Source organism: Aciditerrimonas ferrireducens (assembly GCF_023130475.1).
GTDB classification, from domain to species: Bacteria; Actinomycetota; Acidimicrobiia; order Acidimicrobiales; family UBA8190; genus Aciditerrimonas; species Aciditerrimonas ferrireducens.
Genome location: NZ_JAKHEX010000001.1, coordinates 351,015 through 376,428, shown reverse-complemented (window position 1 = coordinate 376,428; position 25,414 = coordinate 351,015). Strand labels below are relative to the sequence as shown.

Sequence of the window (25,414 nt, the reverse complement as noted above, 5' to 3'; positions counted from 1 at the left end):
AGGAACCGCCTTGTGCCCCTTTCCAGGGCCGACCGTCCTCTCGCCTCTCGTTTGCCGATCGCACCACGGCCTCGAACCATGCTCTTCTCTCCTTCCCGTGTCCTCATCTGTCCTCCTGCTCTCTCGACGACAACGCTCCGCACCCTTTCAGTCTGTCCGCTTCGCCACTGCCCTTCTCAGCCCCGCAGAACGATGGCTGGCGCTTCTCGGGGCTGGACACTCGCTCAGGCCGTTCCTCTGCCAAATCGACGCATGGCGAGGAGCCGCGAGATGATCACCGCGATCACCAGGATCGCTCCGTAGAAGAGGTCCTGGACGTAGTTCTGGGCTCCGAGCAGCTCCAGACCGGCGACACCCGTGGCGAGGAAGTACACGGCAATCCCCGACCCGATCGCGTTGAACCGACCAGGCTGGATCGTGGTGAGCCCGAGGAACGCGGCGGCATAGGCCGGGAGCAGCAGCTGGGAGCCTGTTCCCGGGCTCGCCGACCCGGTCGTGCCCACGAAGAAGATCCCAGCGATCGCGCTCACGAACCCGGCCACCACGAAACCCTGCAAGCGGATTCGGTCGACCCGGAAACCGCTCAAGCGAGCCACGTCACGCGACTGCCCTACGAAGAGGGCTCGCTGCCCGAACGGCGTGAAGGTCAACACGTACCAGACGACGAGCATGATCGCCAGACCGAAGTAGAACTCCAGTGGGATCCCGAGGAACTCGTCGGTGAAGATCACCTTCGTCAGCCCGCTCGACACGCCGGTGATCGTCTGCTCGTTGGAGAGCAACTCCGTCAGACCGGCGAACACCGTGCCCGTGCCGAGCGTGATGATGAACGGATCCGCTTTGAAGCGGATACACGCCACCCCGTTCAATACTCCCGCCGCCAAGCCGGCTGCCAACCCAATGAGGCAGCACCACACGATCGCGATGTGGTGTTCGACGTTCAGCACGACCACCAGCATCGACACCAGGCCGGAGAGTGACCCCACGGACAGATCGATGTCTCCGTTCGTCAGGGGTACCAATAAGGCCATCGTGAGGACGAACAGGACGGCCTGCGAACCGAAGATGGTCGAGAAGTTGGCCAATGTCAGGAAGTGGCTCGGGTCGTCCGCGCCGAACCCCACCACGACGAGGAGCCATGCGAAGGGCAACATCGCGCTCTCCACGACCCGGCCTCGGCGACCTTCCAGCAAACGCTGTCGACGAGACGGAAGGCTGCCCGACCCCGACTCCACGCTCGGGGCCTTCGGCTCCTGCACGGGCACCGTCACGGCTCATGCCCCCCGCTGTTCCAACGCGCTGGCCAGGTACACCTGGCTGGTGATCTGGTCCCGGGAGAGCTCCTCTCCGGTCAGCTCGCCAACGATTCGACCTGCTGCGCACACCAGGACTCGATCGGACACCTCGGCCAACTCCTCGTAGTCGTTCGACACCCAGAGGATCGCCAGGCCCTGCTCCTTCAGCGACCGCATCAGGCGATAGATCTCGGCCCGGGTCGTCACGTCGACCCCCTGGGTGGGCTCATGCAACAACAGCACCTTGGGCAACAGCTCGAGCCACTTCGCCAACACCACCTTCTGCTGGTTCCCCCCGCTCAAGGTGGCCATGTCGGCGTCCGGGTCTCGGGGATGCACCCGGAACTCCTCGCACCGCCTGGCGGCGACCGATCGCATGGTCCCGTGCCGCAGCACGCCACCTCGGAAGTAGTGCTCGGTCACCAACGAGAGGAGGTTCTTGTGGACCGGCAACGAGAGAGCAGCACCTTGGACCTTCCGGTCCCCGGGAACCAGCGCCAGACCGAGACGGCGGGCGTGGTGGGGCCTGAGCCTGGCCAGGGGCACCTCCCGGCCCTCGACGGCCACTGTCCCCTGGACTGCCGACAACGTTCCGAACAGCGCGTACGGGATCTCGTCGCTCCCGGACCCGAGCAGTCCGGCGACGCCGACGATCTCGGCGCGTCGGACGGCGAGGTCCAGTCCGGCCAGGTGGCCGCCCCGAACGCCCCGGGCCTCCAGGACGACCGACCCAGCGTCGAGCGCTCCGGTATTGGCCTTGGCGAGCTGTCGCTGGTCCGGAAGTCGAACGGTCGCCGGGTGCCCCTCGTGCGCGTCGCCCATGCTGCGTTGACCCGAGATCAGCCCCACCAGCTCCTCGTCACTGACCTCGGCGACCATGCGCGTCCCGACCACCGCGCCGTCCCGCAGGATCACCGCCCGCCTGGCGATCTGGCGAACGGCGACGAGGTCGTGGGAGACGAAGAGCACACCGGTGCCCCGGCTCGTGACCCGATCGACCAGCTCGAAAAGGAAGACCTTCTCGTCCTCCGGGAGGAAGACCGTCGGTTCGTCCAGGACGAGCAGCCCAGGACCCCGATCGGCGCCGTGGCGGCGGAACGCTTCGAGCTCCTCGGCAGCGCGGACGATCGCCACGAGCGCCTGCTGGGTGGGGGTCAGCTCCCTGACCAGGCTCCTCGGGTCGACGTCCACCTGGTAGTGACGCAGCACCTGGCGCGCCCGCCGGAGTTCGCCACCCCACGAGATCGGCCGCAAGGCGCCCGCGCCGAGGTGGCGGCGGTCGCCGACGAAGAGGTTCTCCACTACCCGCAGCCCACTGGCGAGCCCCAGGTCCTGGAAGACGAAGGCCAGCCCCAGCTCGTGATATGCACCGGTCGGCACCGGGAGAGGAACCGGGACCCCGCCGACCTCGAGGCGACCGCCCGGCTCGGGAACGTGGTAGCCGGCCAGGATCTTGACCAAGGTCGACTTCCCGGAACCGTTCTCCCCCAACAGGGCCACGACCTCCCCGGCCTCGACCTCGAGGTCCACCCCCTTTAGAGCCACGTGGTCCCCGAAACGCTTCGCCAGACCCGCGGCCCGCACGGCCCACCGCGCCTCACCAGCTCCCGGCGACACCCCGACCCCCCGGTCCGTTCACGGTCACCCTCCCCCAGGCGGCGAATCCGCCCTCGGCAAAACCCTCTTCATCCCCTCGGTGTGCGTATAACGCACACTCTGGCGCTTTCAGAACGGCACTGTAGTGGCGCTGGTACAGTTCGTCAACGACGGACGGTCGAGTCGCGACCGAAACATGCCAATGCCCTCTTGCAGCGCCGAAGATCGACGAATTTCACTCCAGTCGGCAGGTGCCGGCGAACGGTGGCCCAGCCACCCCTCTCGGAGGTCCGCTGGGCGCTCCACAGGCTCAGCCCTGGCCGCGCTGCCCCCCTTCTGCCTCCCTTTCTCAGCGCCATTCGCACAGCTGGTCTTGATGCGAATGCTACTGATCGCTACAATCTTGTCAACAATTTCGGCGCCATTTCTTGGGTCGTGCCCGGTGGCAGCCTGGCCGCCGTGCCTCGACCGACGCAGGAGGGGGGTGGATCGTGTTCTCCGATGAGGGCAGCGGCGCGCGGAGTGACCGACCCGTGCAGGTGACCGTCCTCGGTCTGGGCGAGGCAGGCGGCGCCTTCGCGCGAGACCTGGTCGCCGCTGGAGCGAAGGTCCGGGTCTACGACCCCGTCGTCCCTGCGCCGGCTGGCGCACGGGCCTGCGAGAGCGAGGGCGAGGCCGCCCAAGGCGCCGACCTCATCCTCAGCCTGACCACCGCCGAGCATGCCGAGGAGGCGCTCGTCGCCGCCCTCCCGGCGCTTGGGTCCGGGGCGGTCTGGGCGGACGCCAACACGGCTGCACCGGCCCTCAAGCGGTCCTTGGCCCAGCGGTGCGAGGATGCCGGCCGGACCTTCGTCGACCTGGCCATCATGGCCCCCGTGCCCGGCCGGGGTCTGCGGGTCCCCATGCTCGCCTCGGGCCGCTGGGGCCCATTCGTCGCCGAACGCCTGGGCACCTACGGGGCCCAGGTCGAAGTGGTCGGGCAGGAACCCGGCGACGCCGCCACTCGGAAGCTCCTCCGGAGCGTCTTCTACAAGGGCATGGCCGCCGCGGTCCTCGAGGCGCTCGCGGCCGCCGAGGCCTGCGGTCTTCGACCCTGGCTGGCAGCGCACATCGCCAAGGAGCTGGACGAAGCCGATGCCCGTGTCCTCGACCGACTGGTCGAGGGGTCGAGACGACACGCCCGCCGACGAACGGAGGAGATGGAGGCCGCCGCCCAGCTCGTGGCGGAGCTCGGCCTCGAACCGCACGTCAGCACCGCTGCCGCAGCCGTCCTGCGCGATCTCCAGCAGGGAACCACCGAACCCTCAGGCGTGTCGCGATGACCTCCGAGGCGCCACGGATGCCCGCACGACAGCACCCCGGCCCTGATGCCGTGTCACCAGCGACGGGTGCCGATCTCGCCTCGGTCGTCGGCCGCCCTCGATCCCGGTCGGTCGTCGACCAGCTGCGGGAAGCCATCCTCGAGGGCGCCTTCGCCCCGAGAGAACGCCTGGTGGAAGCCGAGCTCTGCGACCGATTCGACGCCTCGCGGGCAGCGGTGCGGGCCGCCCTCCAGCAGCTGGCCTTCGAGGGCCTGGTCGAGCTGCAGCGCAACCGCGGCGCTCGGGTCAAAGCGCTCTCCGTCGAAGAAGCTGTCGAGGTCACCGAGGTGCGGATGGCTCTCGAGGGCCTCTGCGCATCCCTGGCAGCCCAGCGGGCCACGGCGAAACAGCGAGGCAGACTCCGCACCGTGCTCGGGGAGATGGAGGAGGCCGTGCGCCGGGGGGACACCCAGCGTTACCACGATTTGAACGCGGTCCTGCACCACGAGATCTACGAGGCCGCCCAGAACACGACGTGCATCCGCCTCCTTGCCCACTTCCGGGCACAGATGGTCCGGCACATCGAGCCATCGTCGAGGCGATCTGTGCCGGTCGAGCCGTCGAAGCCGAGGCAGCCATGCGGTCCCACCTCGAGGACGTCATCGAAGCGCTCCGGCGCCTCCCACCTGCCCTGGTGACCGCGACGCCCCCGACGACTCCGGAGGAGGTCTGAGATGCCCGTTGGAACGAGGCGGGGTCCGGTGATCGCCCCGTTCCACGACGTCCGGGGATCGCTGTCCACGTACCCACTCCCCGAGGTGGTCGATCGTCCCGTGATCTGTCGTCCGTCGAACTGAGAGGGGTTGCTCGTGTCTGATCCGAAAGTCGTCCGAGGGGCCAGGACGGTGCTGTTGCTCATGTGCCAGGACCGGCCCGGGATCGTCGCCCGGGTCTCGGGGTTCTTGTTCGAGCAGGGCGCCAACATCGAGAGCGTCGACCAGCACGTCGACCGGGACACCGGCCGCTTCTTCCAGCGGATCGAGTTCACCATGACCGATCCGTCGCGATCGGGACTGGCCCTGGCCGGAGCCTTCGAGCCCGTCGCCGAGGCCCTCGGGGCCAGCGTCGAGTTCCGGGACCTCGACCGGGTCCCGAGGGTGGCCGTCCTGGCCTCGAAGCAGAACCACTGCCTGGTCGACCTCCTCTACCGGGCCCGGACCGGGGACCTGCCGGCCGAGATCGCCCTGGTGGCCTCGAACCATCCGGACCACGCCGAGGTCTGCCGGTTCTTCGAGGTCCCCTTCCACCACGTCCCCATCGTGGCGGGGGACAAGGCCAGCCAGGAGAAGCAGCTGGTCGAGCTCATCGCCTCCCACGAGGTCGACCTGGTGGTCCTCGCCCGCTACATGCAGATCCTGAGCGACTGGTTCATCGACCACCCGCGGGGTGAAGCTCGTGGGGGCCACCGCCCACTACGTGACCGCCGAGCTGGACCAGGGACCGATCATCGCCCAGGACGTGGCCCCCATCAGCCACCGGGACTCCCTCGAGGAGATCGTGCGCAAGGGCAAGGACATCGAGCGCCTCACCCTGGCCCGGGCGGTTCGCCGCCACCTCGAGGCCAAGGTCATCGCCTACGAGAACCGCACCGTGGTGTTCCCCTGAGCCATGGCCGCCACCCTCATCGACGGGCGGGCCGCCGCCCAGGAGCTCAAGGCACACCTCGTCGGAGAGATCGACGCGCTGCGCCGGCACGGGACCCGTCCGGGGCTCGCCACCATCCAAGTCGGCGACGACCCGGCTGCCAGCGCCTACGAGCGCCGGGTCCGGCGCCTCGCGGAGGAGCTCGACTGCCTCTACCATCGCGAGCACCTCCCCGCCGACGCGGAGCAGGCCGACCTCCTGGCCAGCATCGGTCGCTGCAACGCCGATCCCCGCATCAGCGGGATCCTGGTCTTGCGCCCCCTCGGCAAGACGCACGACGAGGCCGAGGTCTTCCGGAGCCTGGACCCGGCCAAGGACATCGAGGCCCTCCACCCGAAGAACGCCGGCCTCCTAGCCCTGGGCACCCCCCGTTTCGTGCCCTCCACCCCGGCGTCCTGCTTCCACCTCCTCGACCGCCACCTCCAGCGGAGCGGCACCGAACCTGGCACCTTCTACCGTCGAAGCCTGCTCGTGGTCGTCGGGCGCTCGAACAACGTCGGCAAGCCCGCGGTCCTCCTCGGCATGCAGCGCAACGCCACCGTCGTCTCCTGCGACGAGCACACCTCGCAGGCCGGCCGGCTCGCCGAGCTCACCCGCCAAGCCGACATCCTGGTCGTCGCGGCCGGCGTCCCCGGCCTGATCGGCCCCGAGCACCTCAAACCCGGCGCCATCGTCATCGACGTGGGCATCAACCCCGTCGCCGACCCCGTCACCGGCCAGACCCGCCTCGTCGGGGACGTCCGTTCCGACGACGTCCGCGACGTCGCCAGCGCCCTCACGCCGGTCCCCGGCGGCGTAGGCCCGGTCACCGACGTCTGGCTGCTGCGCAACACCCTGCACGCCGCCCAGCTCGCCGCCCGGCGGACCCACGTCCAGGCTGCGTGACCCTCGAGGACCCTTCCCCTGACGGGCCCCAAGTGAAACAGAGAGGAGCGACCCCAATGACCGACTTCCTCGATCAGATCCGGCGGTGCATGGAGCCCACCGCGGCGCTCCTGGCCCGGACCGAGAAGCCCCTCCACCGAGCCATGCTCCTGAACTTCTGGCGGCACGTGCACCTCGAGGGTGCCGGCGAGTACCAGGCCATCGTGGCTGACGACATGACCGTCGAGCACCCCGTGTACCGGGTCAGCTGGGGCAACGGTGCCCAGGTGGTCGAGGGCCGGGACGCGGTCCTCGCCTTCTACCGGGGCGTGGGCGAGACGGTCCTCTGGCACTCCGACGACAACCTGGCGGTGGCGGACTGGGGCATCTGCGACGAGATCACCTTCCACCAGCTCGCCACCGGCGCGTCGCTGCGCGCCGTGGGCTACGAGGTCGATGACCCCGACGCCCACTACCACGTCGCCAGCCGCCAAGCCTTCATCTGGCCCTACGACCCCCGAGCCCTGCTGGCGGGGGAGCACCTCTACGAGGACCGGACCAGCCTCGTCATCGAGCCGGTGCCTCCCGAGGAGGTCGTCACCCCGGCCCAGGCGCGAGAGGTCCATCGACGTGCCCTGGCGGAACTGGAGGCTGCCCGTGGCCCGGGTTTCTGGCGGCTCGACCAGCAGCACTGACCAGGCCGGCACCCGGGGCCACCGGGGGTCGACCACGGGCACCGCTGCCCCTGCCGCCGCGCACCGCGCAGGGCTCCACACCCTGCGCATCCCCTTGCCGGTCGAGGTGGCCCCGACGGAGGCCCTTCGGGTCCTGGCCGGTGACCGCTACCCCTTCGCCCTGCTCGGCCAGTGGGCCGGGGGTGGGGCGCTGCTCGGCTCCGAGCCGCTCTGGGCGCGCGCCGTCGAGCACGACGAGGACCCCTTCGCCCTGCTGGCACCCGAACGACGCACCACGGAGCCCCTCGCCCTCGGGGAGTTCCTCGGGGCGCTGACCGTCGGCTCCCTCTCCTACCGGCTCGGGGAGCGGCTCTTCGGCGTCGGCCGGCCGGATCCGGCAGCGCCCCTGGCGTTCCTGGCCCGCTACGACCACGTCCTGCGGTTCGTGGCCGCCGAGGGCCGCTGGTACCTCGAGGGCGCGTGCGACGACGAGCGCCTGCCCTTCGTCCGCCGGCGGGCGGCCGACCTCGCCGAACGCCTCTCGGCCCTCGGTGCCCCGGAAGCGGTGCCGGCCGGGCCGGGGGACGGGGGCGACGACGGCCGGTCCCCGGTGGTCCTGCGCTGCCGGTCGGGCCGGCGGGGCCACGTCGTGGCGGTCGAGCGCTGCGTGCAGGCCATCCACGCCGGGGAGCTGTTCGAGGCCAACATCTGCACGAGCTTCGAGGCCCGCTTCGACGGGAGCCTCCTCGGTCGCTTCGTCGGCGCCGCCCGCCGGCTCGAACCGGCCTACGCCGCGTACCTCGACACTGGCGCCGTGGAGATCGCCTCCCTCTCGCCGGAACTCTTTCTGAGCTGCGACGGCGTCTCGCTGCGCACCGAGCCCATCAAGGGCACCCGGCCCCGTGGCCAGGACCCGGCCGGCGACGAGGCCACCCGCTCGGCGCTCCGGGGCTCGGGCAAGGACCTGGCAGAGAACGTCACCATCGTCGACCTGCTCCGCAACGACCTGGCCGCCTCGACCCGAAGCGGCACGGTCCGGGTCGAGGCCCTGGCCGCTCCCCGACCGGGTCCGGGGGTGTGGAACCTGGTCTCCACCGTGACCGCCCGGTTGGCCCCCGGGACCGACCTCGCCGACGCCCTGCGGCGGGCCTTCCCGCCGGGCTCGGTCACCGGGGCCCCGAAGGCCCGGGCCCTGGAACTGGCCGCCGAGGTCGAGGCCACCGCCCGGGACGTCTACACCGGCAGCATCGGCTACCTCTGTCCCCTCGACGGTCGGGGCGAGTGGAACGTGGCCATCCGCACCTTCGAGCGCCACCGGGACCGGGTCCGCCTGGGGGTCGGCGGCGGGATCACCGCCGAGTCCCTCCCCGGGCAGGAGTGGGAGGAGTGCCTGGTCAAGGCCCGGCCCCTGGCGAAGGCCATGGGCTTCGCCCTGGCCGAGGACGACCCGGCGGGCACGCCGGTCCGGGCCGCCAGGCCTTGGGGCGGCTCCCCCGAGCAGGGGGTCTTCTCGACCCTGCTCGTCCTGGAGGGGGTGCCCGTCGAAGCCTGGCGCCACCTCCGGCGCCTGGCCTGGTCGGCCGAAGCCCTCTACGGGATCGCCCTGCCCGAGGGCATCGAAGGCACCCTCCTCGAGGCGGCGGCCGGCTGGCGTCGAGCTCGCCTTCGGGTCGAGCTGGACCCCCAGGGCACCCTCCGCACCCAGGTGGCGCCCTTCCCAGCAAGCCCAGAGCTCCTCGGGGTCGCCGCCGGGTTCCTGGCCGTCCCCGGCCCCCTCGGCCCCCACAAGCTCGTCGACCGCCGTCACCTGGAGGCGCTCGTGGCCCCACTGCGGGCCGAGGGGACCTGGCCGCTGCTCCTCGCCCCCCACGGCGAGGTGACCGAGGCCGACATCGCCAACGTCGCCGTCCTCCGCGACGGCGGGCTCGTGGTGGCGCCCGACGACGGGCAGGCCCTGCCGGGGGTGGGCCGCGAGGTCCTCCTCGAGGTGGCCGCCGACCGGGGCCTTTCGGTCGAGTACCGCCCCCTCACCCCGGCCCTCCTCGAGTCGAGCGACGCCATCCTGCTCACCAACGCCCTGCGCGGCGTCGTCCCGGTCCGGGACCTCATCGGCACCGGCTACCGGCTCCGCTGCCCGGACCTCGTGGCGGACCTCCAGCGGCTCGTCGACGAGCGCTGGCAGCACGAGGCCCGGCTCGGGCCCCCACCCCTGCCCCGCCCCGCCCCGGCCCCGGGCCCCGCTCCCGAGCCGCGCCGAGCGAACCGGCCGCCGAGGCCCGCCCGGCGCCCGGCCGGCGCCTGCCGCCTGGTCCTCCTCGACAACCGGGACTCCTTCGTCCACACCCTCGCCCACCTCCTCGAGCAGGCCGGGGCGCAGGTCCGCATCCTGCCCAGCCACGGCACCGCCCTCGAGGAGCTGCTCGTCGAGCGACCCTCCGGCCTGGTCCTCTCCCCTGGCCCCGGCCGGCCCGAGCATGCCGGCCTCAGCCAGGAGGCCGTCCGGGCCCTCTCCGGTCGGCTTCCCATCCTCGGGGTCTGCCTGGGTCACCAGGCCATCGCCCAGGCCTTCGGCGGGAGGATCGTGCGGGCCCGCCGTCCTCTCCACGGCCGGCTGTCCGTCGTGCGCACCTGCGCACCGCGCCTCTTGGCCGACCTGCCCCCCTCGTTCCTCGCCGCCCGCTACCACGCCCTCGCGGTGGACCCCGCCCGCCCCGGCGAGGACCTCCGGGTCACCGCCCTGGCCGACGACGGCACCGTCATGGCCCTCGAGCACCGGTCCCACCCCACCATCGGGCTGCAGTTCCACCCCGAGGCCGTCCAGAGCGAGCACGGGGACCGGATCGCCGACCGTTTCGTCGAGCTCTGTCTGACCATTGCCGGCAGCACGCCGGCTCGCTAGGGTGGTGCACATGCAGCACGAGTGTGCGTTGCACGAACGATCGGTGCCGGCGGGGAGGTGCTGGTGGCGGCACTGATGAGCCTGGCCGAGGCGGTGGCGGACCTGGTCCACGACGGGGACACGGTGGCCATGGAGGGCTTCACCCACCTCATCCCCTTCGCCGCCGGCCACGAGGTCATCCGGCAGCGCCGCCGGGACCTGACCCTGGTCCGTCTCACCCCCGACCTCCTCTACGACCAGCTCATCGGCATGGGCTGCTGCGCCAAGCTCGTCTTCTCCTGGGGTGGCAACCCCGGGGTCGGGTCCCTGCACCGCTTCCGGGACGCCGTGGAGCGCGGCTGGCCGAACCCGGTGACGATCGAGGAGCACACCCACGCCGGCCTGACCATGCGCTACGTGGCCGGCGCCCAGGACCTGCCGTTCCTGCCGCTTCGGGCCTACGCGGGCACCGACCTGGTGGGCAGGACCGCCAACCTGGCCACGATCCGCTGCCCCTTCACCGGCGAAGAACTGGCCGCGGTCGCCGCGCTGCGGCCCGACGTGGCCATCGTCCACGCCCAGCAGGCCGACCGGCGGGGCAACGTCCAGCTCTGGGGCATCAGCGGGGTCCAGAAGGAAGCCGTCCTGGCCGCTCGCCGGTCGCTGGTGACCGTCGAGGAGGTGGTCGACCGCCTCGAGCCCCGGCCCGGCGCCGTCGTCCTGCCGAGCTGGGTGGTGAGCGCCGTGGCCCTGGCCCCTGGCGGGGCGGCCCCGTCCTACGCGGCCGGCTACTACGAGCGGGACAACGCCTTCTACGAGGCCTGGGACGCCATCAGCCGGGACCGGGACCGCTTCGCCGCCTGGATGGCCGAGCACGTGCTCCGGGCCCCGGCGACGGTGGGCGAGAGCACCGTGGGCGACGGCGTGGCGCGCAACGGGGGGGAGGGCCGGTGACCGGGGCCGAGGTGCACCCGGACGGGGCCGGGCCGGCGACGCCTTACAGCCCCACCGAGATGATGACCGTGGCCGCCGCCCGGGCCCTCGCCGACGGCACGGTCTGCTTCGTCGGGATCGGGGCCCCGAGCCTGGCCGCCAACCTGGCTCGGCGCACCCACGCCCCCGATCTGGTGCTGGTCTACGAGTCCGGCACCATTGGCGCCAAGCCCAGCGTCCCGCCGCTGTCCATCGGGGACGGCGAGCTGGCCGAGACCGCCGACACGGTGGTCTCGGTGCCCGAGATCTTCACCTACTGGCTCCAGGCCGGCCGGATCGACGTCGGGTTCCTCGGTGCGGCTCAGATCGACCGGTTCGCCAACTTGAACTCGACGGTCATCGGCCCCTACGACCGCCCCCAGGTCCGGCTGCCCGGGGCCGGCGGGGCGCCCGAGATCGCCGCGGCCTGCCGGTCGGTGATCGTGCTGATCCGCCAGAACCTCCGGACCTTCGTCGACCGCCTGGACTTCCGCACGTCGGTGGGCTTCGGGGACGGCCCGGGGCACCGGGAGCGCCTCGGCCTGCGAGGCGGCGGCCCCCAACTGGTCATCACCGACCTCGGGATCCTCCGACCGGACCCCGCGACCTGCGAGCTGGTCCTCTGCCAGCTCCACCCGGGCGTGCAGCTCGACGAGGTGCGGGCCCGGACCGGCTGGGACCTGGCCGTGGCCGACGAGCTCACGGTCAGCGAACCGCCCAGCGACGCCGAGCTGGCCGCCCTCCGGGCCCTCCAGCGCCGGGAGGCGAAGGGGTCCTTGACCTCGGACTGAGGAGCCCCGGCCCCGGTCACCGGGCCCCGGTGGCTCGAAGCGCTCGATGAACCACGACGAACAGGAGGCGCGATGACAGCGGTGACCGAACGCTACGACCCCCCGACCGACGCCACCCGGGGGCTGCACCCCATCACGACCGACCCGGTGCCCGAGCCGACGGTCCAGGTGGGGACCACGACGCTGCCCATGGACCCGCCCTACCGGGCTCCCCTCTACCGCTCCAGCCTGGCCCGCTGCCCCCGGCAGCCGCTCGTGCCCTTGCCCCACGGCCCGACCGAGCGGGCGGCGCCGCTCTTCGGCGAGGGCCTGGTCCGCCCCGAGGACGCCGACCTCACCCACCAGCACCCCGGGGAGCCCCTGGGCGAGCGCATCCGGGTCACCGGTCGGCTCCTCGGCAGCGACGGGCGGCCCATCGCCCACCAGCTGGTGGAGATCTGGCAGGCGAACGCCGCGGGTCGCTACGCCCACCAGGTCGACCAGCACCCGGCGCCCTTGGACCCCAACTTCACCGGCACCGGCCGCAGCCTGACCGACGACCAGGGCTGGTTCTCGTTCCTCACCATCAAGCCCGGCGCCTACCCCTGGCGGAACCACCCGAACGCCTGGCGACCGGCCCACATCCACTTCTCGGTCTTCGGCCGGGCCTTCACCGAGCGCCTGGTCACCCAGATGTACTTCCCCGGGGACCCCCTCCTGGAGCACGACGCCATCGCCGGATCGGTCCGGGACCCCAAGGCCCGTCAACGCATGGTGGCCCGGTTCGACTGGGAGCACACCGAGGACCACTGGTGCCTCGGCTACCGCTTCGACGTCGTCGTCGGCGGCCACCTCGCCACCCCCCTGGAGCCCGCCTCATGACCACCTCGACCCCAAGCACCGCCACCGAGGGCCCCTCGGCACCCGAGCACCCGGCCCTCCTGCCCACCCCGTCGCAGACCGTGGGCCCCTACTTCGCCATCGGCCTCCGCTGGCTCACTCGGCCCGACCTCGTGCCGCCCGGCTCCCCCGGGGCGCTGCGCCTGATTGGCCGGGTCCTCGACGCCGAGGGCCGGCCGGTGCCCGACGCCGTCCTGGAGCTCTGGCAGGCCGACCCCGAGGGTCGCTTCCCGCCCGAGAGCGCCCCCGGGTGGACCGGGTTCGGGCGCTGCCCGACCGACGAGGAGGGGCGCTTCGCCTTCACCACCGTGGTCCCCGGCCCGGTGGGACCCGGGCAGGCCCCCCACGCCGACCTCTCGGTCTTCGCCCGGGGGCTCGTCCAGCGGCTCCTCACCCGGGTCTACTTCCCTGGCGCCGACCCCGAGCGGGACCCGGTCCTCGCCGCCGTCCCCCCCGAGCGGCGAGCCACGCTCCTCGCGAAGCCCGAGGGCCCAGGCACCCTCCGCTTCGACGTCCACCTCGCGGGCGAGGACGAGACGGTCTTCTTCGCCTGGTGAGACCAGGACCGGTGCGACCCGGACGAGTGGGGCCAGGACGTCGGACCCCGTGGGACACTGGCCCCGTGGGCGGCCAGCTACCCGGGAACAGGACCAGCTGAGCGCCGTGGAGGAACCCGGCCTCTTCAGCGCCCTCGTCGTGCCCGAGGACCTCCTGGCGGCCACCGGCGGGGCGGCCTGGGTGGCGGCCATGGTCGAGGTCGAGGTCGCCTACCTCGGGGCGCTGGCCGACTGCGGCCAGGCCCCGCCCGCGGCGGCCCAGGCCCTAGCCGCCTGGTGGGCCGACCCGGAGCGGCCCGGCTGGGACCTCTTCGACCCGGTCCGCTTGGGGCGCCTGGGCGCGAACGCTGCCAACCCGGTCGTCCCCCTCGTCGCCGCCCTCCGCCGGGCCTGCCCGGGGGCCGCCGACTGGCTGCACCGGGGCGCCACCAGCCAGGACGTCCTCGACAGCGCCCTGGTCCTCGTCGCGCACCGGGCCGGCCGGCTCGTCCGCCAGCGTCTGGCGGCCCTGGCTGCCGGCCTCGCCGAGTGGGCCCGGCACGGCCAGGAGGTCCTCCTGGTGGGCCGGACCCTGCTCCAGCCGGCCCTGCCCACCACCTGGGCGTGGAAGGCCGCTGGCTGGCTCGACGGGGTCCACCAGGCCGACGAGTGGCTCCGCGAGGCCCTCGGGGCCACGGGCGTCCAGCTCGGCGGGGCGGTCGGCACCCTTGCGGCCCTCGGGACCGAGGGCCCCCGGGTCCTCGACGCCTTCGCCAGCCGCCTCGGCCTGCCGGCCCCCCCGGTGCCCTGGCACGGGGCCCGCCAACGCCCGGCCCGCCTGGCCGCCGCCCTGGCCGGGGTGGCGGGCACCGCCGCCAAGGTCGCCGGGGACCTGGCCCTCCTCCAGCAGGCCGAGGTCGGCGAGATCACCGACCGGCCCGACCCGGCGCCCGCCCGACCAGGCTCCGATCCATCGGAGCCCGCCCAGCCCGAGGAGGCCCGCCGCGGGGGTTCCTCGGCCATGCCCCAGAAGCGCAACCCGGTCGACGCCGTGGCGGCCCGGGTGGCGGCCACCCGGGCAGCGGCCCTGGTGCCGGTGGTCCTCGCCTCCCTCCCCGGCGAGCAGGAGCGGGCCGCGGGGGCGTGGCAGGCCGAGTGGGCGGCGCTGGCCGAGCTCCTCGGCCTGGCCGGGGCGGCCGCCGAGCACGCGGCCTCGGCCGTGGCCCACGCCCAGCCCCAGCCGGCGGCCATGGCCCGGCACCTCGACGCCGGAGGCGCCGGGCTGCTCGCCGAAGGGGTCACCTTGGCCCTCCAAGCCCGCCTCGGTCGGGAGCGAGCCGCGGCGGTCATGGCCCGGGCCCTTGGCAAGGCCCCGGCCGACCCGCCCGGCAAGCGGCTCGACGACCACTGCCGGGAGCCGGGCCGGGACCCGGTGGCCGAGGCGCTGGCCGCCGACCCCGAGGTGGCCGAGGTCCTCGGCCCCGAGGAGCTCCGGGCCCTCCTGGACCCTCGCCGGGCCCTGGGCTCGGCCGCCACCTGGGTCGCCCGGGTCCTCGACCGCCAGGCCACCTGGCCCTGGCCGGCACCGATGGACCCCCCTGCGGAGGACCGGGGAACAGGGCAGGATGAGGAAGTCCTCCAGGCCCGCCCCGTGGACCGCCCCAGCCGAGAGGAGCCCGAAGACCCGTGAACCTGCCCAGCCACCGCCTCGAGGGACCCCCCGAGGCCCCGGTCGTCGTCCTGCTGAACTCCCTGGGCACCTCGGGGGCCATGTGGGACCCCCAGGTCGCCGCCCTGCTCCCCTACCGCCGGGTGCTGCGGGTCGAGCACCCGGGGCACGGTGGGACCCCCCGCCCCGATCCCCTGCCGGGCAGCGTGGCCGAGCTCGGCCAGGGCCTGGTCGGGCTCCTGGACCACCTGGGGGTCGAGCGCTGCTCGGTGGTGGGGCTCTCCCTGGGGGGCATGGTGGCCCTCTGGCTGGCCAGCGAGCACCCCGGGCGGGTCGAGCGCCTGGTCCTGGCCTGCACGGCCGCCCAGCTGCCCCCGGCCGAGGCCTGGCTGGAGCGGGCGGCCCGGTCCCGCAGCGAGGGCCCCGCGGCCCTGGCCCCGATGCTGGTCGAGCGCTGGTTCACCCCCGAGGGCCGGGCCGCGCGTCCCGAGCTGGCCGAGTGGGTGACCGGCATGCTGGCCGCCTGCGACCCCGAGGGGTACGCCGCGTGCTGCGAGGCCATCGCCGCCTTCGACCACCGGGAGCGCCTCGGCGCCATCGAGGCCCCGACCCTGGTGCTGACCGGCGCCGAGGACCCGGTGACCCCCCCGGCGACCGCCCTGGCCCTGGCCGAGGCCATCCCGGGCGCCGCTTTGGCGGTCCTGCCCCACGCCGCCCACCTGGCCCCGGTCGAGCAGCCCCGGCGGACCACCGACGCCCTCCTCGACCACCTCCTCGGCTCGCCGGCCGAGCGGGGCGAGGCGGTGCGCCGGGCGGTCCTGGGGGACGCCCACGTCGACGCCTCGACCGCCGCGTCCGACCTGGCCCAGCGGGCCTTCGTGGACCTGGTCACCCGGACCACCTGGGGGGAGGTCTGGGTCCGCCCCGCCCTGGACCGGCCGACCCGCTCGGCGGTCACCTTGGCGGTCCTCACCGTCCTGGGCCGGCTCCACGAGCTGCCCCTGCACGTCCGGGGGGCGCTGCGCAACGGCCTGCGGCCCGACCAGGTGATCGAGGTGCTGCTGCACGCCGGGGCCTACGGCGGGGTGCCGGCGGCCAACGCCGCGGTGGCCGTGGCCCGGGAGGTCCTCGCCGAGGAGGGCCGGCTGAATGGCTGAGCGGCCCCGCGGCGACTTCGTGCAGTCCCTGGAGCGGGGCCTCGCGGTCATCCGGGCCTTCGGTCCGGACCACGCCCAGCTGACCCTCTCGGAGGTCGCCCGGCGCACCGGGCTCACCCGGGCCGCGGCCCGCCGGTTCCTCCTGACCCTGGTGGAGCTCGGCTACGTCCACACCGACGGCCGGGTCTTCGGGCTGCGCCCCCGGATCCTCGAGCTGGGCTACGCCTACCTCTCGACCCTCGGCCTGGCCGACGTGGCCGCCCCGCACCTGGAGGAGCTGGTGGCCGAGGTGAAGGAGTCCTCGTCGGTGGCGGTCCTGGACGACGACGACATCGTCTACGTGGTCCGGGTGCCCACGAAGCGGATCATGACCGTCACCATCGCCGTGGGGACCCGTTTCCCGGCCTACGCCACCTCCATGGGCCGGGTCCTGCTCGCCGCGCTGCCCCCCGAGGAGCGCCGGGCCTACCTCGAGCGGGTCCGGCTCGAGGCCCTGACCCCGAACACCCTGGTCGACGCCGAGGCCCTGGGCGAGGTCCTCGACGAGGTGGCCGAGCAGGGCTTCGCCATCGTCGACCAGGAGCTCGAGGAAGGCCTACGCTCCGCCGCGGCCCCCATCCGGGACCGCTCGGGGCGGGTGGTGGCGGCGGTGAACGTCTCGGTGCACGCTAGCCGGGCCGACCTGGCCAAGATCCGCCAGGAGCTGGTGCCTCGGCTGCTGCGCTGCGCCGGCCGGATCAGCGCCGACCTGCAGGCCCTAAGCGCGGCGGGGCCGGTGCCGGTCGGCGGGGTGCCCGGCGGCCCGGCCTGAAGGGGCGAGCCGTGGCCCTGACCAGCCCGTCCCCGCCGCCCCGCCCCTCGGCTCAGGCAGCCGTCGATGTCCTCCTGGCGGACGGGACCGCGGCGCGGCTCCGGCCGGTCGGGCCGGGGGACGCCGAGGCGGTCCGGCGGCTCTTCTCCGGGCTGTCCCGGGACAGCCTGGTCATGCGCTTCTTCGGGCCCCACCGGGTAACCGACGCCGAGATCGAGCGGATCTGCGGGCTGGACGGGGTCGACGGGGCGGCCCTGGCCATCGAGGTCGGGGAGGAGCTGGTGGCCCTGGCCGAGTACGACCGGCGGCCGGGGGCCGGGGAGGCCGAGGTGGCCTTCGTGGTGGCCGACGCCCACCAGGGCCGAGGGGCGGGCACCTTGCTCCTCGAGCACCTGGCCGCCTGGGCCCGCCAGGCCGGTGTCCAGCGCTTCGTCGTCGAGACCCTCTCGGTGAACGCCAAGATGCTCGGGGTGCTGCGGGCCGCCGGCTTCGCCCGGCAGTACGAGCGAGACGCCTCGGTGACCCGGGTGGTGCTCGACATCGCCCCGACCGAGGAGGCCCTGGCGGCGGCGGCCGAGCGGGACCGCCAGGCCACGGTCCGCTCCATGCTCCGCCTGCTGCGCCCGCGGTCGGTGGCGGTCATCGGGGCGAGCCGCCAGCCCGGGACCATCGGCCACGAGATCCTCCGCAACCTCGTGGCCTCGGGGTTCACCGGGCCGGTGTTCCCCGTCAACCCCGAGGCCCAGGCCATCGCGGCCCTGCCGACCTGGCCCTCGATCGAGGCCGTGCCGGCCCCCGTGGACCTGGCGGTCGTGAGCGTGCCGGCCCCCGCGGTCCTCGAGGTGACCGAGGCCTGCGGCCGGGCCGGGGTCGGGGCCCTCGTGGTGGTCTCGGCCGGGTTCGCCGAGACCGGGCCGGCCGGCGCCGAGCTGGAGCGTCAGGTCACGCGGGCGGCCCACCGCCACGGCATGCGGCTCATCGGCCCGAACTGCCAAGCTCAACGCCACCTTCGCCCCCGACCCGCCCCGGGTCGGGCCGATCGGCTTCGCCTCCCAGTCCGGGGGGCTCGGCATCGCCATCCTGGCCGAGGCGGCCCAGCGGGGCCTCGGCATCTCCACCTTCGTCTCCATGGGCAACAAGGCGGACGTCTCCAGCAACGACCTGCTCTCGTGGTGGCTCGACGACCCCGAGACGAAGGTCGCCCTGCTCTACCTGGAGTCCTTCGGGAACCCCCCAAAGTTCCGGCGCCTCGCCGGACGCTTCAGCCGGGCGAAGCCCATCGTGGCGGTGAAGAGCGGCCGCAGCCGGGCCGGTACCCGGGCGGCCCGCTCCCACACCGCGGCCCACGCCAGCCCCGAACGGGCGGTCGACGCCCTCCTGGAGCAGACCGGGGTGCTGCGGGTCTCGACGGTCGAGGAGCTCTTCGACGTGGGGGCCGTCCTCGCCCACCAGCCCCTGCCCGCCGGTCCCCGGGTCGGCATCCTCGGCAACGCCGGCGGACCGGGGGTGCTGGCCGCCGACGCCGTGGCCGGCTGGGGCCTCGAGGTCCCCGAGCTCTCCCCCGGCCTCCAGGACCGGCTCCACGCCTTCCTGCCCCCCGAGGCCGGGGTGGCCAACCCGGTCGACATGGTGGCCAGTGCCACCCCCGACCACTACCGCCAGGCCCTGGAGCTCCTCCTGGCCAGCGGGGAGGTCGACGCGGTGATCGTCATCTTCACCCCGCCGCTCACCACCACCGCCGAGGACGTGGCCGCCGCCCTGGTCCACGCCGTCGACCACACCGAGGCGACCCACGTGCCGGTCGTCGCCGCGTTCCTCGGCACCGAACGGGCCCGCCACCGCCTCCAGGCCGCCGTCCGGCCCATCCCCTCCTTCACCTACCCCGAGTCGGCCGCCCGGGCCGTGGCCCACGCCGTCCGCTACAGCCGCTGGCGGGCCACCCCCGAGGACCCCCCGGCGACCTTCGACGACCTCGACCCGAACGGGGCCCGCCAGCTCCTCGCCGAAGCCGCCGAGCGAGCCGACGGGGACCGACGGTCGGCGCCGAGCGACGAGAACGCAGACGAGGACGAAGGGGCCCTGTGGTGGGTGCCACCGGAGGTGGCCTGGGAGGTCCTCGGCCGCTACCGCCTCCCCGGGGTGCTCGGCCACCCCCTGCCCGACCCCACCGCGGCAGCCGCCGCCAAGGCCGGCGCCTCCGGTGGCCTGCCCCTCCTCGCCGGGGTGCTCCGGGACGCCGCCTTCGGCGCCCTCGTCGTCCTCGCCGCGGCCGGGCCCCTCGAGGACCTCGACGACTCGGCCACCCGTGTCGCCCCCCTCAGCCGCAGCGACGCCCGCTTCCTCGTGCAGGGCCGCCGCACCTCGTCCCTCCTGGCCGGCGGCCCCGAGCGGCCCCCCGCCGACACCCAGGGCCTCGAGGAGCTCCTCCTCCGCCTCGGCCGCCTCGCCGAGGACCTCCCCGAGATCGCCACCATCGACCTCAACCCGGTCCTCGCCACCCCCGAAGGCCCCCTCGTCCTCGGGGCCAAGATGGCCGTCTTCGCCCAACCCGCCGAGCCGCTCGGCACCCGGCCCCGGCAGCTGCGCTAGGGGCGCCGCCGGCCGGCGCGGACGACGCTTTGGTCGAACGAGCGCACGCCTGCCTCCTCAGCCCCAGGCGCCAGCGGTTCGGGCCGGCTCGTCGCCGGGACCTCGCAAGGGGGACACCGAGGCGGACGCCGAGGTCGCATTCAGGCCCCGTTCCCGCTGGTGTCCGGCCGGATCCTGGTCAGGGTGCCAGCGGTGTCGTTGAGCACCCATGCTGCGCCATCACTGACGCCGAGCGTGTCGGGCAGGTCGTAGCCCGAGGCCGGGAGCTGCGTTCGGGCGCGCAGCGTCCCCGACCTCAGGTCGAGCTCGGCGACCAGACCACCATCGGACCTGTAGGGAGGGGCGCTGCCCAGCGCCCAGACCGACGTGCCGTCGGTGGCGACGAAGGCGATCGGGAGACCCGTGTCCTGGGCGATCCCCCCCGTCGTCGGATCGAGGCGTACGAGGTCGAGTCCCGGGTACCTGGCGTTCGGGGGGACCGGCAGGTTCAGCGTCACCCACAGCTCGGGCCCTGCCGCCGAAAGGCTCACGACGCGGGTGCCGAGCCGCCGAGCACGCGAGAGGGCCCCTTTCCTCGGGTCGAAGGCCATCACCCAGCCGTTGGCCGTCCCGACCCACACGGTCCCCCCCGTCGCTCCGAGCCCGGTGACCGGTCCATCGGGCCGGGTGAGGATCACCGATCGCGTCACCGTTCCGGTCCTCGGGTCGAGGACGCTGAGCTGAGCGGCACCGGTTGGCTCCCGCACGGCGATCACCACGTGGCCGTCGCTCACGGTCACGAACTGGTCCTTCACACCGGTGTCGCCCTGCGGGGCGATCCCGTGAGGCCCGCCGTCGATGACGGTCGTCGAGGAGATGTGCAGCGTGGCGGGATCGACCCGGAGGAGCTGGTATCCCGCCACGCCGATCTGGGAGGCCAGCACCCACACCGACCCTGCCCCGTAGGCGAGGGCGTTGGGGCACAAGCCGATCGGCACCGAGCCGACCACCTGGGCAGTGGTGGCATCGAGCGCGACCAGCCGGCCGCAGGCGGTCGAGGATGCTGGAGCGCCGTGCTCGAGGACCCAGACGCGCCCGGCCCCAAAGGCGATGTCGGCGTGGTCGGGGCTCACCACCGGCAGGTGCAACGTGGTCACGCCAGAAGCGGGGACCGACGCGGTGTCCCGCGCGACGAGCGGCAGGTCCTTGACGACGAACCGAACCTCCCCGAAGCGCACCACATGGCTGGGGAGCGCGGCGAAGGGCCCGGACCCGACGCGGTGGCGGTGCCCAAGGGTTGCGACGCTCACCAGGGCTGCTGCGGCGAGAACGACGACCGCGGCTGCCAGCGCCAGCCGCTGACGGCGAAGACGGCGTCGCTCGACCCGGCGGGCCCGATCGACGACGAACCCCACCTCCGGCGGCGCCACGGTCTGCTCGACACCGGCAGCCAAGGCCCCGAGCAACGACGCGACGGGATCACGACCCGGGTCGACTGCCATCACGGCCCCTCCTCGGCTTCACGAGCCACCCTGCTCGTCGTCGGCACACCCCAGCAGGCCGGCGAGGGAAGCCCGGCCCCGACTGAGCCACGACTTCACCGTTCCTGGTTTGCTCGCGAGCTCCTCAGCGACCTCCTCGACCGACAAGCCGACGACGTGGTGAAGGACCAAGGCCGAACGCTGCTGGACGGGGACCCTTCGCAGGGCGCGGAGCAGGTCGAGATCCGGTCCCGTGGGACCGCCCGCAGCACCGGAGGCCACCGGAAGTGCTCGTTCACGCATGACACGACGCCAACGCCCGATCGCGACGTTGATCGCGACGCGCCGGACCCACGCCTCGACGTTCTCGTAGCCACCCACCTGATCCCAGCGAACCCAGAGGCGAGCAAAGGCTTCCTGGACCGCCTCCTCGGCTTCCGCCCGGCTGGTGGTGACGACCGAGAGCTGGCCCACGAGCCTCGAGTACGAAGCCCGGTACACGGCCTCGAACCCCTCCCTGCCGTCTGAGCCCCCCTCGCCTCCGCTCGCCACCCGGCATCCCCTTCACCTCGCCCGACCGCACCCACCCCACACGCGTCAAACCCTCAGAAGGTTGCACCAGGATCGGAACGCCCTGTCCGGATGAGCGGGATGACGCCCATGCTGCGCCGCTCGACGCACCAGGCAGGACATGCCGGGCGGGTCAGGGAACCGGAGGTCCCTGGACCCCCGCCCCGTTCGCCGGCCCCGCTCAGCCCGCCGGGGTCGTCTGCGCCTGCCAGAAGCCCCCGGCCCCGCTCACCACGGTCAAGCCTCCGGCGGGCCGAGGACGCAGACCGGCAGGACGGCGTCCTCCTGGACCTGCTGGTAGGTGCCGGGGGGGACGAGCGAACCGAACCGGTCGCGGCTGGCGGGCTGGACCAGGCTGCCGGTGGTCGGGTCGAGGACCAGGGTCTCGCCGATCGCCCCGCAGACCGTTTGGCCGAGGGTCATCTGCTCGGCCGCCCCGGGCACGGCCGCCAGGGACAGGTCGACCCGGGCACCGGCCAGCTCGGCGAGCCCGACCTGGCCGGCGAGGACCTGGCCCTCGTTCACCAGGGCGCCGCCGAGGGCGAAGGGAGTGCTGCCGGGGGCCGGGGCCTGGCCGGAGCGGCCCCAGGCCTGCCAGAGGCCGGCCAGCTGGGCGAGGGCGCCGCTGGGGACGGTCGTGGCCTGGCCCGAGGGCACCGCGGGCACGGTGAGCTGGACCAGGAGGGTGAGTCGCCAGGCCCCGCCCTGGCCGACCGGGGCCGCCTGGACCAGGGTGACCTGGGCACCAGGTTTGGCGACCCCGGCCCCGATGACGCCGTCGACCAGCGACGGGTCCTGGGGCGTCCCGAGGAGCGTCAGCTGGCTGGCCGGCGGGGTCGGGAGGGGATGTCCGTCGAGCAGCCCGGCGGTGTCGGCCCAGAGGGCCGGCCCGGTCTCGGCGGCGGCCAGGCGGGTCGGGTCGTGGGCGGCCAGGGCAGCGTCCCGAGCGGTCCAGAGCTGTTGGAGCACGGCGAGGGGGCTCGGCCCCGTGCCGGTCGCCGCGCCGGCTGCGCCCTGCCCGCTGCCCTGCCCCCCGACCGAGCTGCCCGGGGTCGAAGCCCCTGGGGCCGAGCCCAGGGTGCTCGCCGACGACGGCGGACGCAGGGCACCGGGGGGAAGGCTGGAGCGAGGCTGCCCCTCTTCGCTCGGCGGTCTGGTCCCGCCGGCCCCGGCGTGCGAGGGCGGCGCGCTCCGGGCAGCAGCCCCGGTGGCCGAACCCGCGTCCCGCCGCGTCACCCGAGCCACCTGGCTCCCCCCGAGGACCCCGACCGAGGCCAGGCTGCCCGCCAGGGCCGAAGCGACCACCAGGCCCAGGATCACCAGGGCGCCGGCCCGGGGAGCCCGGATCCCTCCCCGGCTGCGCCAGGACCGGGCCCGCGGCGCCGGCCGGCGCCGACCCTGAGCCCGGGCGCGACCGGTTCGGGGCCGCAGCGACCAGCTCTCCCCGTGCAGGCGGCCGGCCAGGCCGGGGAACCGATCGGCGACGACGTCGAAGAGACCCTCGGCGGCCCCGGGCCGCTCGGCGCCGGGTCGCTCGGGCCCGGACCCGGGGAGGACCGCCGTCGTCCCGCCTGGACGCTGCTGGCTGGGCATGGCCCTGGGCACCTCCACCGAAGGCCATCGGCAGATGGCCCGGCGGCCTTGACCGGCGGACGGGCGGCGAGCCGGCCCGCTGCGGTCCCCCGGGGGCCGGGGTCAGCGGGCCTTCGTGACCGCCGCCTCCTGGTAGCGGCGCCGGCTCTTGGCCAGCTCCTCCCAGGCGGCCCGCCGGCCGCTGAACCCCCCGACCTCGGTGAGCTTGCCCGGCTCGAGGTCCTTGTAGACGCTGAAGAAGTGCTCGATCTCGTCGAGCACCGAGGAGGGCAGCTGCTCGACGTCCTCGACCCCGTCCCAGCGGGGGTCGTGGGCGAGGACCGAGATGATCTTCGCGTCGGGCCCGTGCTCGTCGCGCATGATGAAGAGGCCGAGGGGCCGGACGACGACGAGGCAGCCGGGGAACGTGGGGTCCTCGACCAGGACCAGGGCGTCGAGCGGGTCGCCGTCCTCGGCCAGGGTGTCGGGGACGAAGCCGTAGTCGGCCGGATAGACGGTGGCCGAGAACAGCCGCCGGTCCAGCCGGATGAGGTGCCGCTCATGGTCGTACTCGTACTTGTTCCGACTGCCGGCCGGGATCTCGACGACCACCTCGACGGCGTCCTCGTCGCTCCCCGGCTCGGGTACTACCAGCTCGCCCCCGACACCAGCCTGCTCGGCCATCTCCTCACCTTTCCCTCGTCGTTCCCGGGCCGAGCAGCGCCGACGCGACGGCCCGGTGGGGCGCCCGCCCCACTGCCGGGGCTTGAGCGTAGGGCCACGAGCACCCCTGCCCGTCCAACCCCCGTCGGCCGACCCCGGCTCGAGTGCACCACGAGCGCGACGAGGACCCCTGACCCCTTGGCCGTGGGTCCCCGGAACGGCTAGAACGGCCCCATGGCCTCCAGTCAAGGTCTCCACGAGGAGCGCGAGGTGCTCCAGCCCGCCACGGTGGACCGCCACCGGGCCATCGTCTCGCTGCAAGAGGAGCTCGAGGCGGTGGACTGGTACGACCAGCGGGTGGACGCGGCCGGCGACCCCGAGCTGGCCGCCGTGCTGGCCCACAACCGGGACGAGGAGAAGGAGCACGCCGCCATGACCCTGGAGTGGCTCCGACGGCACGACCCGGTGCTGGACCAGATGCTCCGCACCTACCTCTTCACCGAGGGGTCGGTCCTGGCCGTCGAGGCGGCCCAGAGCAACGACGCCAGCCCCGAGGCCCCAGGGACGGCAGCGGGGAGCGCCGACGGGGACCTCGGGATCCGCAGCCTCCGGGGGGCCCGGTGAGCCGGCGCCGGCGCCACCTGGCGCCCGTCACCGAGGCCGTCTGGGCGGTCCTCGACGAGCAGGCCGCCCGCCGGCTCCGGGGCAGCCTGGCGGCCCGACGCCTGGTCGACTTCTCGGGCCCCCTGGGGTACGGCCACCCGGGGGTGGCCCTCGGGCGGGTGGCCGCCCTGCCGGAGCCGGCCGAGGGGGTGGTGGCCCGGCGCCGGGAGGTCCGGCCCATGGTCGAGCTCGAGGTCCGCTGCGCGCTGGCCCTGGAGGAGCTGGCCGTAGTGGACCGGGGTGGGGCCGACCCCGACCTCGGGGCGCTCGACGAGGCCGCGGGCCGGATCGCCCTTGCGGAGGACCGGCTGGTCTTCCACGGCCTTCCCGAGGCCGGCATCGTCGGGATCCTCCCCGGCAGCCCCCACTCCCCGGTGGAACTCGCCGGGGACGCCGCCAGCTTCCCCAAGGCGGTGGCCAAGGCGGTCGGGCAGCTGGAGCGGGCCGGGGTCGAGGGTCCCTACGGGGTGGCGCTCAGCCCCCAGCTCCACGCGTCCTTGCTGCAGGCCAGCGAGCACGGGGGCTACCCGGTCCTCGAGCACGTCCGCCTGGTGACCCAGGGCCCGGTGGTGCCGGCGGCGGCCCTCGAGGGAGCGGTGGTCCTCTCCCTGCGGGGCGGGGACTTCGAGCTCCAGGTCGGGGAGGACCTGGGCCTGGGCTACGTAGCCCACGACGACCAGCGGGTCCACCTGCTGCTCGACGAGCTGCTGACCTTCTCGAACCACGGCCCCGAGGCGGCCGTGGTCATCGGGGGTCGCTGAGGGCCGAGC

The 25,414-nt window shown here is 74.0% G+C and carries 21 protein-coding genes and 2 pseudogenes; 17 read left to right on the top strand and 6 right to left on the bottom strand.

The features are described from left to right. Nucleotides 1–224 precede the first annotated feature (224 nt). Together Acit_RS01830 and Acit_RS01825 are read right to left on the bottom strand one after the other, a co-directional pair. On the bottom strand, nucleotides 225–1,166 hold the full coding sequence (locus tag Acit_RS01830; RefSeq protein ID WP_248105253.1) for an ABC transporter permease: 942 nt from the start codon (nucleotides 1,164–1,166) through the stop codon (nucleotides 225–227). Between the two features lie 108 nt (nucleotides 1,167–1,274). Continuing rightward, nucleotides 1,275–2,879 carry a sugar ABC transporter ATP-binding protein gene (locus Acit_RS01825; protein ID WP_248105252.1) on the bottom strand — a complete coding sequence of 535 codons (1,605 nt, stop codon included), beginning with the start codon at nucleotides 2,877–2,879 and terminating at the stop codon, nucleotides 1,275–1,277. Between the two features lie 545 nt (nucleotides 2,880–3,424). Between Acit_RS01825 and Acit_RS01820 the strand changes: the two genes are divergently transcribed. The 15 genes and pseudogenes from Acit_RS01820 to Acit_RS01750 all read left to right on the top strand — a co-directional run bounded on the left by Acit_RS01820 (nucleotide 3,425) and on the right by Acit_RS01750 (nucleotide 19,716). Then, a complete protein-coding gene (locus Acit_RS01820; protein WP_248105251.1) occupies nucleotides 3,425–4,213 on the top strand; it encodes an NAD(P)-dependent oxidoreductase in 789 nt (262 codons plus the stop codon). Then, complete coding sequence (locus tag Acit_RS13815) at nucleotides 4,210–4,890, top strand: GntR family transcriptional regulator (RefSeq protein ID WP_376745985.1); 681 nt, start codon at nucleotides 4,210–4,212, stop codon at nucleotides 4,888–4,890. The genes Acit_RS01820 and Acit_RS13815 overlap by 4 nt, the downstream gene beginning before the upstream one ends. A gap of 219 nt (nucleotides 4,891–5,109) precedes the next feature. Beyond that, a pseudogene (locus Acit_RS13810) lies at nucleotides 5,110–5,857 on the top strand (formyltetrahydrofolate deformylase). 3 nt (nucleotides 5,858–5,860) lie between these two features. Further along, a complete protein-coding gene (locus tag Acit_RS01800; RefSeq protein ID WP_248105247.1) occupies nucleotides 5,861–6,781 on the top strand; it encodes a bifunctional 5,10-methylenetetrahydrofolate dehydrogenase/5,10-methenyltetrahydrofolate cyclohydrolase in 921 nt (306 codons plus the stop codon). 56 nt (nucleotides 6,782–6,837) lie between these two features. Beyond that, a complete protein-coding gene (locus Acit_RS01795; RefSeq protein WP_248105246.1) occupies nucleotides 6,838–7,455 on the top strand; it encodes a hypothetical protein in 618 nt (205 codons plus the stop codon). 94 nt (nucleotides 7,456–7,549) lie between these two features. After that, nucleotides 7,550–10,333 carry a chorismate-binding protein gene (locus tag Acit_RS01790; protein ID WP_248105245.1) on the top strand — a complete coding sequence of 928 codons (2,784 nt, stop codon included), beginning with the start codon at nucleotides 7,550–7,552 and terminating at the stop codon, nucleotides 10,331–10,333. 63 nt (nucleotides 10,334–10,396) lie between these two features. Next, the gene (locus tag Acit_RS01785; protein WP_248105244.1) at nucleotides 10,397–11,266 is read left to right on the top strand and encodes a CoA transferase subunit A; all 870 of its coding nucleotides are present in this window, start codon (nucleotides 10,397–10,399) and stop codon (nucleotides 11,264–11,266) included. A 59-nt stretch (nucleotides 11,267–11,325) separates the two neighbouring features. Beyond that, a complete protein-coding gene (locus tag Acit_RS01780) occupies nucleotides 11,326–12,075 on the top strand; it encodes a CoA-transferase subunit beta (protein ID WP_376745996.1) in 750 nt (249 codons plus the stop codon). Between the two features lie 189 nt (nucleotides 12,076–12,264). Beyond that, nucleotides 12,265–12,936, top strand: coding sequence for a protocatechuate 3,4-dioxygenase subunit beta (pcaH, locus tag Acit_RS01775; protein ID WP_376745995.1), 672 nt, complete (start codon nucleotides 12,265–12,267; stop codon nucleotides 12,934–12,936). Next, nucleotides 12,933–13,511 (top strand): protocatechuate 3,4-dioxygenase subunit alpha, encoded by a 579-nt coding sequence (pcaG, locus tag Acit_RS01770; RefSeq protein WP_248105241.1) that lies wholly within the window; start codon nucleotides 12,933–12,935, stop codon nucleotides 13,509–13,511. Before pcaH ends, pcaG begins: the two co-directional genes overlap by 4 nt. Nucleotides 13,512–13,617: 106 nt before the next feature. Continuing rightward, on the top strand, nucleotides 13,618–15,180 hold the full coding sequence (locus Acit_RS01765) for a lyase family protein (protein ID WP_248105240.1): 1,563 nt from the start codon (nucleotides 13,618–13,620) through the stop codon (nucleotides 15,178–15,180). Next, nucleotides 15,177–16,316 (top strand): bifunctional 3-oxoadipate enol-lactonase/4-carboxymuconolactone decarboxylase PcaDC, encoded by a 1,140-nt coding sequence (pcaDC, locus tag Acit_RS01760; protein ID WP_248105239.1) that lies wholly within the window; start codon nucleotides 15,177–15,179, stop codon nucleotides 16,314–16,316. The genes Acit_RS01765 and pcaDC overlap by 4 nt, the downstream gene beginning before the upstream one ends. Next, the gene (locus tag Acit_RS01755) at nucleotides 16,309–17,127 is read left to right on the top strand and encodes an IclR family transcriptional regulator domain-containing protein (protein WP_248105238.1); all 819 of its coding nucleotides are present in this window, start codon (nucleotides 16,309–16,311) and stop codon (nucleotides 17,125–17,127) included. The genes pcaDC and Acit_RS01755 overlap by 8 nt, the downstream gene beginning before the upstream one ends. An 11-nt stretch (nucleotides 17,128–17,138) precedes the next feature. Then, a pseudogene (locus tag Acit_RS13805) lies at nucleotides 17,139–18,110 on the top strand (GNAT family N-acetyltransferase); the annotation flags it as partial. Nucleotides 18,111–18,165: 55 nt separating this feature from the next. After that, nucleotides 18,166–19,716, top strand: a complete 1,551-nt coding sequence (locus Acit_RS01750) for an acetate--CoA ligase family protein (RefSeq protein ID WP_312709115.1) — start codon at nucleotides 18,166–18,168, stop codon at nucleotides 19,714–19,716. 140 nt (nucleotides 19,717–19,856) lie between these two features. Here Acit_RS01750 and Acit_RS01745 read toward each other — a convergent pair whose 3' ends face one another. The 4 genes from Acit_RS01745 to Acit_RS01730 form a co-directional block, all read right to left on the bottom strand. Beyond that, on the bottom strand, nucleotides 19,857–21,197 hold the full coding sequence (locus Acit_RS01745; protein ID WP_248105237.1) for an NHL repeat-containing protein: 1,341 nt from the start codon (nucleotides 21,195–21,197) through the stop codon (nucleotides 19,857–19,859). Between the two features lie 18 nt (nucleotides 21,198–21,215). Beyond that, nucleotides 21,216–21,677, bottom strand: coding sequence for a sigma factor-like helix-turn-helix DNA-binding protein (locus Acit_RS13385; protein WP_312709047.1), 462 nt, complete (start codon nucleotides 21,675–21,677; stop codon nucleotides 21,216–21,218). A gap of 306 nt (nucleotides 21,678–21,983) precedes the next feature. Continuing rightward, complete coding sequence (locus Acit_RS01735; RefSeq protein ID WP_248105235.1) at nucleotides 21,984–23,339, bottom strand: hypothetical protein; 1,356 nt, start codon at nucleotides 23,337–23,339, stop codon at nucleotides 21,984–21,986. A gap of 102 nt (nucleotides 23,340–23,441) precedes the next feature. Beyond that, nucleotides 23,442–24,002 carry an inorganic diphosphatase gene (locus Acit_RS01730; RefSeq protein WP_248105234.1) on the bottom strand — a complete coding sequence of 187 codons (561 nt, stop codon included), beginning with the start codon at nucleotides 24,000–24,002 and terminating at the stop codon, nucleotides 23,442–23,444. A gap of 213 nt (nucleotides 24,003–24,215) precedes the next feature. Here Acit_RS01730 and Acit_RS01725 point away from each other — a divergent pair, with 213 nt between their 5' ends. Both Acit_RS01725 and Acit_RS01720 read left to right on the top strand, forming a co-directional pair. Further along, nucleotides 24,216–24,605: an encapsulin-associated ferritin-like protein gene (locus Acit_RS01725; protein ID WP_248105233.1), complete on the top strand. Its 390-nt coding sequence runs from the start codon at nucleotides 24,216–24,218 to the stop codon at nucleotides 24,603–24,605. Further along, on the top strand, nucleotides 24,602–25,405 hold the full coding sequence (locus Acit_RS01720) for a family 1 encapsulin nanocompartment shell protein (RefSeq protein ID WP_248105232.1): 804 nt from the start codon (nucleotides 24,602–24,604) through the stop codon (nucleotides 25,403–25,405). Before Acit_RS01725 ends, Acit_RS01720 begins: the two co-directional genes overlap by 4 nt. Nucleotides 25,406–25,414 lie beyond the last annotated feature (9 nt).

What these genes read in the sequence shown, in the direction of transcription:
- Acit_RS13815 (WP_376745985.1), top strand. Translation starts at nt 4,210, where the DNA reads ATGACCTCCGAGGCGCCACGGATGCCCGCACGACAGCACCCCGGCCCT.
- Acit_RS01800 (WP_248105247.1), top strand. Translation starts at nt 5,861, where the DNA reads ATGGCCGCCACCCTCATCGACGGGCGGGCCGCCGCCCAGGAGCTCAAG.
- Acit_RS01795 (WP_248105246.1), top strand. Translation starts at nt 6,838, where the DNA reads ATGACCGACTTCCTCGATCAGATCCGGCGGTGCATGGAGCCCACCGCG.
- Acit_RS01780 (WP_376745996.1), top strand. Translation starts at nt 11,326, where the DNA reads ATGATGACCGTGGCCGCCGCCCGGGCCCTCGCCGACGGCACGGTCTGC.
- pcaH (WP_376745995.1), top strand. Translation starts at nt 12,265, where the DNA reads ATGGACCCGCCCTACCGGGCTCCCCTCTACCGCTCCAGCCTGGCCCGC.
- pcaG (WP_248105241.1), top strand. Translation starts at nt 12,933, where the DNA reads ATGACCACCTCGACCCCAAGCACCGCCACCGAGGGCCCCTCGGCACCC.
- Acit_RS01755 (WP_248105238.1), top strand. Translation starts at nt 16,309, where the DNA reads ATGGCTGAGCGGCCCCGCGGCGACTTCGTGCAGTCCCTGGAGCGGGGC.
- Acit_RS01745 (WP_248105237.1), bottom strand. Translation starts at nt 21,197, where the DNA reads ATGGCAGTCGACCCGGGTCGTGATCCCGTCGCGTCGTTGCTCGGGGCC.
- Acit_RS01735 (WP_248105235.1), bottom strand. Translation starts at nt 23,339, where the DNA reads ATGCCCAGCCAGCAGCGTCCAGGCGGGACGACGGCGGTCCTCCCCGGG.
- Acit_RS01730 (WP_248105234.1), bottom strand. Translation starts at nt 24,002, where the DNA reads ATGGCCGAGCAGGCTGGTGTCGGGGGCGAGCTGGTAGTACCCGAGCCG.
- Acit_RS01725 (WP_248105233.1), top strand. Translation starts at nt 24,216, where the DNA reads ATGGCCTCCAGTCAAGGTCTCCACGAGGAGCGCGAGGTGCTCCAGCCC.